The 10,206-nt window shown below is 62.4% G+C and carries 10 protein-coding genes; 8 read left to right on the forward strand and 2 right to left on the reverse strand.

Going from position 1 to position 10,206, the window contains the following annotated elements; genetic code table 11:
• Positions 1-654: dihydroxy-acid dehydratase (locus RWT78_RS24295; protein ID WP_314681505.1), on the reverse strand; the 654-nt coding region annotated here is incomplete at its 3' end.
• Between the two features lie 142 nt (positions 655-796).
• Between RWT78_RS24295 and RWT78_RS24300 the strand changes: the two genes are divergently transcribed.
• The 3 genes from RWT78_RS24300 to RWT78_RS24310 all read left to right on the forward strand — a co-directional run bounded on the left by RWT78_RS24300 (position 797) and on the right by RWT78_RS24310 (position 4,201).
• The gene (locus RWT78_RS24300) at positions 797-1,138 is read left to right on the forward strand and encodes a hypothetical protein (RefSeq protein ID WP_003940142.1); all 342 of its coding nucleotides are present in this window, start codon (positions 797-799) and stop codon (positions 1,136-1,138) included.
• 103 nt (positions 1,139-1,241) lie between these two features.
• Positions 1,242-2,930, forward strand: coding sequence for an alkaline phosphatase D family protein (locus RWT78_RS24305; protein WP_314681507.1), 1,689 nt, complete (start codon positions 1,242-1,244; stop codon positions 2,928-2,930).
• On the forward strand, positions 2,927-4,201 hold the full coding sequence (locus RWT78_RS24310) for an alkaline phosphatase family protein (RefSeq protein ID WP_314681508.1): 1,275 nt from the start codon (positions 2,927-2,929) through the stop codon (positions 4,199-4,201). The genes RWT78_RS24305 and RWT78_RS24310 overlap by 4 nt, the downstream gene beginning before the upstream one ends.
• Here RWT78_RS24310 and RWT78_RS24315 read toward each other — a convergent pair.
• On the reverse strand, positions 4,198-4,755 hold the full coding sequence (locus tag RWT78_RS24315) for a TIGR03086 family metal-binding protein (protein ID WP_007732609.1): 558 nt from the start codon (positions 4,753-4,755) through the stop codon (positions 4,198-4,200). The genes RWT78_RS24310 and RWT78_RS24315 overlap by 4 nt on opposite strands.
• Before the next feature lie 101 nt (positions 4,756-4,856).
• Between RWT78_RS24315 and RWT78_RS24320 the strand changes: the two genes are divergently transcribed.
• From RWT78_RS24320 to RWT78_RS24340, 5 genes are all read left to right on the forward strand, one after another.
• Positions 4,857-5,852, forward strand: a complete 996-nt coding sequence (locus tag RWT78_RS24320) for an aldo/keto reductase (RefSeq protein WP_054831209.1) — start codon at positions 4,857-4,859, stop codon at positions 5,850-5,852.
• Positions 5,853-5,897: 45 nt separating this feature from the next.
• On the forward strand, positions 5,898-7,169 hold the full coding sequence (locus RWT78_RS24325) for a nitrate/nitrite transporter (protein ID WP_003940393.1): 1,272 nt from the start codon (positions 5,898-5,900) through the stop codon (positions 7,167-7,169).
• Positions 7,170-7,239: 70 nt separating this feature from the next.
• Positions 7,240-7,668 (forward strand): DUF6325 family protein, encoded by a 429-nt coding sequence (locus RWT78_RS24330; protein WP_007732604.1) that lies wholly within the window; start codon positions 7,240-7,242, stop codon positions 7,666-7,668.
• A gap of 24 nt (positions 7,669-7,692) precedes the next feature.
• Entirely contained in the window at positions 7,693-8,019 is a 327-nt protein-coding gene (locus RWT78_RS24335) for an SHOCT domain-containing protein (RefSeq protein ID WP_003939954.1), read from the forward strand.
• Positions 8,020-8,082: 63 nt separating this feature from the next.
• A complete protein-coding gene (locus RWT78_RS24340; protein ID WP_054187441.1) occupies positions 8,083-9,990 on the forward strand; it encodes an alkyl/aryl-sulfatase in 1,908 nt (635 codons plus the stop codon).
• Positions 9,991-10,206 lie beyond the last annotated feature (216 nt).

The following is a 10,206-nucleotide window of genomic DNA, read 5'->3' on the forward strand; positions in this document are numbered from 1 at the left end:
GGCCTCGGCGGCGCTGGCCATCGTGTTGGCGGTGTACATGCCGCCGCACGCGCCTTCGCCCGGGCAGATCGCCCGTTCGATGGTGTCGACGTCGGCGCGGCTCATCAGCCCACGCGAGCAGGCGCCAACCGCCTCGAACGCGTCGATGACGGTGACTTCCCGCTCGCTGCCGTCGGAAAGTTTGGCGACGCCGGGGAGGGTGGAGCCGGCGTAGAGGAACACGCTGGCGAGGTCGAGGCGGGCCGCCGCCATCATCATGCCGGGCAACGACTTGTCGCAGCCGGCGAGAAGAACCGATCCGTCGAGACGCTCGGCCTGCATGACGGTCTCGACGCTGTCCGCGATCACTTCACGGGAGACGAGGGAGAAGTGCATGCCCTCGTGCCCCATCGAAATGCCGTCGGAGACGGAGATAGTGCCGAATTCGAGAGGGAACCCGCCGGCTTCCCGTACGCCTTCCTTGACGGCCTTGGCCAGGCGATCGAGGGACAGGTTGCATGGCGTGATTTCGTTCCAGGACGAGGCGACGCCGATCTGCGACTTGACCCAGTCGTCGTCGCCCATTCCTACTGCACGCAACATGCCGCGCGCTGCGGTCTTTTCGAGTCCGTCGGTGACGTCACGACTTCTGGGCTTGATGTCGGGTTCGGTCATTTTCCAAGCATAGGCGTCAGCGGGGTGTGTTTCCGGCAGACGAGCGACTCGACTTGCCGACAAACGCCGTCCGTCGTGAATAGACTCGTCGCATCGCAGTTGGGGCTGAGTGTGCAGGTGATTGACGTACAGGGGGATTCACGTGGAGTCGGAACTGACTTCGGCTTTCGGATTTGCAGTTCTGGCCGCCTTCTTGACCGGTAGTGGTGTCTTCCTGGTCGTTCTGACGGTTCTGCACGAGATTGCCCGGTGGAAGGGCCGCTTCGTATCGGTGTGGGTGACTTTCTTTGCCGCTCTGCTGATACTGCCCATCCTGTTCGGCGCGTTGATCGCAGGCTATTCCGCGTTCTCCGAGGTCGACGGGTCCGAGGCTCTGCTTCCGCCGGCGTTCTGGATCCTGATCGCGGCCGGGGGTGCACTCGGCGGTTACATCGGAGTCAAGGTCGGTGTGGTTCGAGGCTCGGCCCTCGATTACCGGTTGTGATCGGGATCGACTCGATCAAACTTCCAGAGAAGCGCAGGCGAAGCCTGGGTGAACATCCCGAAGCTCTCTTGAACGCCCGTTCAGGTGCGGGTTCACTCCTAGCGTGCACACGAATGCCTTCGATCGAATATCCAGACGTGGCCTGCTGCAGGGATCGGCGGCCCTCGCCGGCGCAGTAGGTCTCGGTGTCGCTTCGGCGAGCCACGCCGGTGCCGAGGTTCCGGGTGGCAGCCCGGGCTTCGCGCACGGCGTGGCATCCGGTGATCCGTTGCCGGATGCGGTGATCATCTGGACCCGCATCACCCCGACGGCAGACGCGACGCCCGGTTCCGGCGTCGGGCCGGCGGTGACTCTCAACTGGCAGGTCGCGACCGATGAGGGGTTCGCGAGCGTCGTTGCGTCCGGAAGTGTTGCTGCTTCGGCGGATTCCGATCACACCGCGAAGGTCGACGTCACCGGACTCGATTCGTCGACGACGTACTGGTACCGATTCACTGCGGGTTCGGCTGTTTCTCCGGTGGGCCGCACCCGCACGGCTCCGTCGAACTCGGCAGATCTCGATCGTCTCCGCTTCGGCGTGGTGTCCTGCTCCAACTGGGAGGCGGGGTATTTCGGTGCCTATCGTCACCTCGCATTCCGCGAAGACCTCGACGCGATCATCCACCTCGGTGACTACATCTACGAGTACGGGCAGGGGGAGTACGGCGCGAGAAACGGATCCGTTCGCCTTCACGAGCCGGCCCACGAGATCATTTCGCTGGCCGACTACCGAATTCGGCACGCGCAGTACAAGACAGACCCGGATCTGGCAGCTCTGCACCTGAAGCTCCCGTTCATCACCACGTGGGACGATCACGAATCGGCCGACAACGCGTACCGGGACGGCGCCGAAAACCACACTCCCGGTGTCGAAGGTGACTGGGCAGATCGAAAGGCCAACTCGGCCAAGGCATATTTCGAGTGGATGCCCGTCCGCCCGTCGGGTAGTGGTTCGAGCGTTCAGCTGTATCGTCGGTTCCGCTTCGGGAATCTGGCCGAGATCTCGATGCTCGATCTGCGTACTTACCGCGACGAGCAACCGACCATGAAGCAGGTCGACGATCCGTCGCGCACCATTACCGGACGCGCACAGATGGATTGGTTGACCAACGGAATCGTCACCTCCCCGACGCAGTGGAAGGTCGTCGGCAATCCGGTCATGATCACGCCCTGCGTGTTCCCGCCGCTGGAACCGGCGACCACCGCGGCGTTGACCGAACTGGTGGGAGTGCCGCAGGCCGGTGTCCCGTACAACACGGATCAGTGGGACGGGTACACCGCCGACCGCACCAGGCTTTTCGACACGATCACCTCGAACGGTGTGGACAACACCGTCTTCATCACCGGTGACATCCACACGTCATGGGCCTGCGACCTACCGACCAACGCCGCCAACTATCCGGGTGGGCCGACCGTCGGCGCCGAGTTCGTCGTCCCGTCGGTGACGTCGCCCAATATCGACGACATGCTGAAAGTGCCACCGCGCACGGTAACCGTTGCGGCAGAAGAAGCATTCAAGGCCGTGAACCGCCACGTGCGGTACGTCGAACTGGATTCGCACGGCTACGGCGTATTCGAAATTGCCCGCGAAGGTACTCAGATGGACTGGTACTACGTCGACGATCTCACCAATCCGCAGAGCAATGCGCACTACGCCGTGAGCTACCGTCTGCCGGCAGGCGCGGGCAGTAGAGTCTCACCCACCTCGGCCGCCCTCGATCAGGCCTCGTACCGACCAGGAGTCGACCAGTGAGTATCGAAGTTTCGCGTCGTAGCGTTTTGATCGGTGGAAGTGTTGTCGCCGGAACGGCATTGCTCGGAACGCCCGCTCGCGCGAGTGTTCCCACCAGCGCCGGAATCCCAGACCTGGACGTGCATGTCATAGTCGTAGACGGCATGCGGCCGGACGAGCTGCGATCGGAGCTCACCCCGACGCTGACCGGGCTTGCGGCCGGCGGTATCCACTACCCGGACGCCAGCGCCATCACGATCGCAGAGACGCTGCCGAACCACACGGCGATGATGACGGGAGTGCTGCCGGCGCGTTCGGGCGTACCCGCCAACTCCGTCTACGATCCGGCCATCGACAAGAAGCGTGACCTCGATCGGCCTTCCGACCTGCAGGCATCGACGGTTCTGGATCGGGTACGCACCGAACTCGGATTGACCACTGCGAGTGTGCTGTCCAAGCACTACCTGCACGGGTTGTTCGGTGACCGCGCCTCATTGGTGTGGGATCCTCAGCCGCTCGTTCCCGGTACCGAGCATGCGCCGGACAACTTCACGATCGACGCCTTGATCCGTATCGTCGGCGGGAACTCGCCGCGGCTCTCGTTCACCAACCTCGGCGACGTCGATCGGGTCGGGCACCTGGATCTGTCCGGTCCGTCCATCCGTATCGCCCGCACGGCTGCACTTCAGAACACCGACAACCAGGTTCGCCGTTTCGTCGACTTCCTTCATGACACGGGTCGTTGGAATCGGAGCATTCTGATCGTGTTGGCCGACCACTCGATGGACTGGTCGGAGCCCGCGAGGCTCATCGGCTTGGATCGACCGCTGAACGCGGACCCGTTGCTGGCAGGCAAGATTCGAATCGCCCAGAACGGCGGCGCAGACCTGATCTACTTCATCGGGCCCGATGGCGAACGGGCGGAAGCCGTCAGCCGGATTCAGCAGATCGTGGATGGTGTGGACGGCGTCGAATCCAGCCACCTCCCCGCCGAATTCGATCTCGGCACCAATGCCGGTGACGTCGTTGCGTTTTGCGCTCAGGGCTGGCGGTTCAGTGATCCGACTCCACTGTCCAACCCGATTCCCGGCAACCACGGTCACTTCGTGACACTGCCCATTCCGTTCTTCCTCAGCGGCGGACATCCCGCTCTGGACGGTGGACGGAAGATCGACACGCAGGCTCGCACGATCGACGTCGCGCCGACGGTTGCGGCTCTGCTCGGCCTCGGTGCACCTGCCGGCGGCTGGGACGGCGTCGCTCGCACGACGGGTGTGTCGCTGAACGTCTAACGAGGATCGCGACCGGTCAGGGCAATCAGCTTGTCCTGCAACGACGCATCGTCCGGGAGGTCGACGGGATCGGAGAAGAGTCCGCTCTCGGCGAGCATGTCGCGCTGCCCGTCGAGGTCGGACCAGACGGCCTCGACGAGGTCTGGATCGAGTCGCTCGTCTGCTCCGACCGCTCGCGCGAGGTCCCAGGTGTGGATCGTGACGTCCGAGGTCTGCTGGCGCAGATAGGGTTCCACCTTCACCGTGCCGTACGAGAGGTGAACGTGGGCACTGAGGTCCGTCGATTTCCACGCTTTGATTGCGGCATCGGAGTACTTCTGCCATTCGGTCCACAGGTCGTCCCCGACGGGAACGATGTCCGGTGTCGCCTCGCCGACCGTCAGTCCGGCCAGGAGCGGCGGTACCCACTGCTGCTCCTCGATGACGTGGCGGACGAGGTGTTCGACGTGCCAGTCGGAGTCGGGCGTGGGTGCGTTCCAGTCCTCGACCGCAGCGAGTCGTGAACCGAATTCGCGGTGGGCGGTGAGTACGAGTTCGAGCCAATCGAATGCCATCACTCGAGGGTAACCCGATCAGCGTGACGTTAATCGGTGCGTGAGGCTTCGATTCGGTGAAGACTGTCGGGGTTGTCGCTCAGTCGAATCGAGGAGTTTTCATGACCGTCCCCACCGTCACTCTGGCCGAAGGTCTCACTGTCAGCGCCCAGGGATACGGCGCGATGTCCGTCGCCCCGGTCTACGGCCCGGTGGATCCGGCCGAGGCGCTCGCCACGCTGCACCATGCGGTGGACATCGGGATCACGTTCATCGACACCGCCAACGTGTACGGCGAGGGATCGAGTGAGCGGGCGGTGGGAGAGCTTCTCAAAGACCGCCGGGAGGAAGTGCAGTTGGCGACCAAGTTCGGTCTGGTCGGCAACATCGCCAACGGTCAGCGCGGGATCAACGGAGACCCGGCTTACGTGCCGCGGGCACTCGACGAGTCTCTGGGACGACTCGGCGTCGATCATGTCGACCTCTACTACTTGCACCGGGTCGACCCGAACGTGCCGATCGAAGACACCGTCGGCGCGATCGCGGAGCAGGTGAAGGCGGGCAAGGTCCGCAACATCGGACTGTCCGAGGCGACCGGTGACGAACTGCGTCGTGCGTACGGGGTACATCCGATCGCGGCGATCCAGTCGGAATGGAGCATCTGGAGCCGTGACGTCGAGAACAAGGTAGTACCCACCGCGGCGGAACTCGGAGTCGGGTTCGTGCCCTTTTCACCTGTGGGCCGAGGCTTCTTGGCGGGATCGTTCGATGCGGCGACGCTCGGTGACAACGACCTACGCCGACGCTTCCCCCGCTTCTCGGACTCCGCACTTCCCGCCAATCAGAAGGTTCTCGACGTGGTCCGCGCCGTCGGTGAGGAGCTCGGCGCGACGCCTGCACAGGTTTCCCTGGCATGGCTCGATGCCAAGGGCCGCCAGTACGGGTTGCCTTCCGTTTCGATTCCCGGCACTCGGTTCGCTGCACGAGTCACCGAAAACGCCGGAGCGTTGGACATCGTTTTGAGCGAAGACCAGATCGCTCGCCTCGACTCCCTCGCCGCGATCACCGAAGGCTTCCGTTCAGCCGATCTGAATTGGGTGTCTCAGGGCCGCGAATAATCATGTCCTGAGCCTTGCGAAAGACAGGAGTAACATACAGACCCGATGAAAAAAGTGTGGTTGGTCTGGGGTGTCGGTGTTTTTGCCTACGTGATCGCCGTGCTTCACCGCACTTCGTTCGGCGTCTCGGGTCTGTCTGCTGCTGATCGGTTCTCGATCTCGCCCAGCGTTCTGTCGAGCTTCGTCGTGCTGCAGATCGTCGTGTACGCCGGCATGCAGATTCCGGCGGGAGTCCTCCTCGACCGCTACGGTTCGCGGATCATGATCGCAGTCGGTGCGTTCATCATGATGTCCGCGCAGTTGGCTCTCGCCTTCACCGAATCGCTGCCCGTCGCGATCGGTGCACGTATTGCCGTCGGTGCCGGGGATGCACTCACCTTCATCTCGGTGTTGCGGTTGGTACCGCAGTGGTTCCCGCCCCGGCAGGTGCCGTTGGTCTCGCAGTTCACGGGCATCCTCGGTCAGCTGGGCCAGGTGATGTCTGCGCTTCCGTTCATGTTGCTGTTGTCCGGACCGGGCTGGACTTTTGCCTACGGCAGCGCTGCCGCTGTCGGACTGTTGGCGTTTGCGCTGGCGTTGAGTGTCATCCGCGACGCGCCTCCCGGTGCCGACCTGGTCGCCGTGCCGGCGGGCGCCAAGGAGATCGGGCGACAGATCAAGACGGTGTGGATGCGGCCCGGCACCCGACTCGGGTTCTTCAGCCACATGGGGACTCAGTTCTCGATCACGACGTTCGCGCTGCTGTGGGGTGTGCCGTACCTGAAATCGGCTCAAGGCCTCGACTCCACGACGGTCGGCTCGCTGCTGACGCTGTCAGTCATCTCGGCAATCGTGGCCGGCCCGATCCTCGGTATTCTCACCGGTCGCTATCCCATGCGTCGATCGTGGTTGGTTCTCACCATCATGGTGGCCAGCGCGCTCATGTGGACGATCGTGCTTTCACGAAGCGAACCGTCTCCGCTCTGGTTGTTGACGATCCTGGTGGTCGTCATCTCGGTGGGTGGGCCGGGTTCGGTGATCGGCTTCGACTACGCGCGCACATCCAATCCGAGTTCGGCGATGGGCACCGCGCAGGGCATGGTCAACATCGGGGGATTCCTCGCTTCCCTCATCGTGATTCAAGTGATGGGCGTCATCCTCGGACACATGGGCGGGTACACGTTCGACGGATTCCGTGTCGCCTGGATGGTGCAATATCCAGTTTGGATTCTCGGTATCGTCGGTGTGCTCGTCACCCGAGGCAAAGCCCGGCGAGCCCTCGCAGCAGAAGGCGTACACGTACGGCCGATTCGCGAAGTCATTCGTCGCAACAAATAACTCGATCGCATCGGGTAATTCATCCCCTGCGGGTGAGGTTCCCAAGCGTCCGAGCCACCAGGCTTGATGGATGAACGACGCAATGAACATCGGACCGGTCGAGCTCGTGGTGCTGGCATTCCCAGGTTCAACTGTGGATCCTGAAGCTGTCGCCGCGCTGCAGAACGTGGTGGAACGAGGTTTTGTCACTCTGCTTGACCTCGTGTACATCGCCAAGGACGCGGACGGACAGGTGTCGCAGATCGATGTTGACGAAGATCTCACCGACATCGGACTGGCGATTCTGTCCATCGAAGCCAAGGCATTGATCAGTGACGAGGACCTGGACGTGGTCCGTGAGTCACTCGAACCGGGAACGTCCGCCGCAGTCATCGTCTACGAGCAGACGTGGGCGCGTGAGCTCGCGTCGACGGTTCGCGGTGGCGGCGGCGACGTAGTCCTTCACGTTCAGATACCGCGCGAGGTAGTCGTCGCAGCGGTCGAAGCAGCATTTCAGTAGCGACAATTACCCAAGGAGTTCGGCATGGTTTTTCGAGGTGGACGCAGAGGGCGGCCGGGGTTGCTCGGCACGGTGGCGCGCACGGCGGTAGTGGCTGGAACCGCAAAGGCGACGTCCAACGCCATGGATCGACGGAGTCAACGAAAGGCCAGCGAGCAGCAGCAGGAATATCAGCAGGAGTACCAGCAGCAACAGCCGCCGCCGCAGCAGCAGGTCGCCCCCGTGCAGTCCGTTCCCCCTTCAGGCGCGGACGATCTGGTCTCCAAGCTGCAGGAGTTGGGACAGCTTCATCAGTCCGGCGTGTTGACCGATGCCGAGTTCGCGGCGGCAAAGGCGCAGTTGCTGAGCTAGCCCTGCTGTTCTCTTCAATTGCGGCAATGCGCATTGCCGCAATTCGGCGTTAAAGGCTGACTTATGATCGACCCACGTGCGGCATCGGCCGCAATCGAAGCCGCGAACGCCCGAGTCGCCGAGACTCTACCGTTCTCCGACGACGCCGACTTCACCGAGGCGAAGCGGGGTTTCGTCGCCGCAATCGATCCGGGGCTGGTTTCCAATTCGGACGGAAAAGTCCTGTGGAACAACGATTCCTACGCGTTCCTTGACGAGGACTGCCCGCCAACGGTCAATCCGAGCTTGTGGCGTCAGTCGAAGTTGGTCGCCAAGCAGGGACTCTTTGCGGTGACGGATTCGATCTATCAGATTCGCGGACTTGATCTGTCGAACATGACGTTGATCGAGGGAGATACCGGAATCATCGTCATCGATCCACTGATCTCCCGGGAAACCGCTGCCGCTGGTCTCGCGTTGTATCGGGAGCATCGTGGTGATCGACCGGTTGTCGCGGTGATCTACACGCATTCGCACATCGACCACTTCGGCGGGGTCAAAGGAGTGACCACCGACGACGACGTCGCCGCCGGGCGATGCGTGATCGTCGCACCCACCGGGCTCGTGGAGCACGCGGTCGAGGAAAACGTCTATGCGGGAACGGCAATGGCTCGACGCGCGGCCTACATGTACGGGGCGGCCTTACCCCGAGGTCCCCGAGGTAGCGTCGGAGCCGGGTTGGGGCAGACCACCTCAACCGGCACACCGACGCTCATTTCGCCGACGGTGTCGATCTCGAAGACAGGTCACACGGAGACGATCGACGGCGTTCGGATCGAATTCCAGATGACGCCCGGAACCGAGGCCCCGTCCGAGATGAACTTCTACTTCCCGGATTTGCGCGCACTGTGTATGGCGGAGAACGCAACTCATACTCTCCACAACCTGCTCACGCTTCGCGGTGCCCTGGTACGAGATCCTCATGTCTGGTCTGCGTACCTGACGGAATCGATCAATCGTTACGCCTCACGATCCGACGTTCTGTTTGCGTCCCACCACTGGCCGACGTGGGGGACCGAACGGCTCACCGAGTTCCTGTCATTGCAGCGCGACCTCTACGGGTACCTTCACGATCAGACACTTCGTCGAATCAATCAGGGGTGGACCGGTCTCGAGATCGCCGAATCGATCGAGCTGCCACCTGCATTGGCGCAAGCGTGGCACACGCACGGGTACTACGGTTCCGTCAGTCACAACGTCAAAGCCATCTACCAGCGATACATGGGTTGGTTCGACGGTAACCCTGCGCATCTGTGGGAGCATCCACCCGTCGAATCGGCCAAGCGTCACGTGGAGTTCATGGGCGGATCAGCAGAAGTGTTACGGAAAGCTCGGGAATCGTACGAGCGCGGCGACTTTCGCTGGGTTGCGCAGGTGGTGAACTACGTGGTCTTCGCTGAACCGGACAACGTCGAGGCCAAGAATCTGCAGGCCGATACCTTCGAGCAACTCGGGTACGGCGCCGAGAACGGCACATGGCGGAACTTCTACCTCACCGGTGCATACGAACTGCGCAACGGCTCAGTGGGGACGCCCACGGTTGCCGCGGCGCCCGACATCACCGCAGCGCTGTCGGTAAGTCAAGTCTTCGATGCAGTATCGCTGCGCGTGGACGGAGTGCGCGCAGCGGGCTCGCACATCGTCGTCGATTGGAACATCACTGACGAAAACATCGTTCACCGAACGGAACTCAGCAACGGAGTTCTGATCCATTTCGACGTGGAAGGTGGGTCTGCAGATGCTGGGTCTGTGGATGCGATGTTCAGTTTGAGTCGGCGCGACTTACTCGGTGTGCTGCTCGGTGGTGTGGACTTGGGTGCCGAGATTGCGAATGGAACCATCTCGGTTTCCGGCGACCCGGCGAAGCTCGCAGAACTTGCCGGGTACCTCGACGAGCCGGATCCGAACTTTGCGATAGTCACTCCGACCTAGCGCTGTATCAGTCGTGAACGAGCCTGTACTTCAATAGGTCTCGAGCCACCCACCTGTTTGAAGTTGTCCGGTTTGTCTCTGGTTATCGAAAGTATGTTCGATTAAGCTTTGAGTATGGACAGTCGGGGAGCGTGGCAGCTGGACGGTGAGGGCCTCAAGAGTGAGGTTCTGGCTCTGGTGCGCGTCCGGCACGAGCTGCAATCGCGGATGGTGTTG

This window comes from uncultured Rhodococcus sp., from assembly GCF_963525155.1.
Taxonomy (GTDB): Bacteria; Actinomycetota; Actinomycetes; order Mycobacteriales; family Mycobacteriaceae; genus Rhodococcus_F; species Rhodococcus_F qingshengii.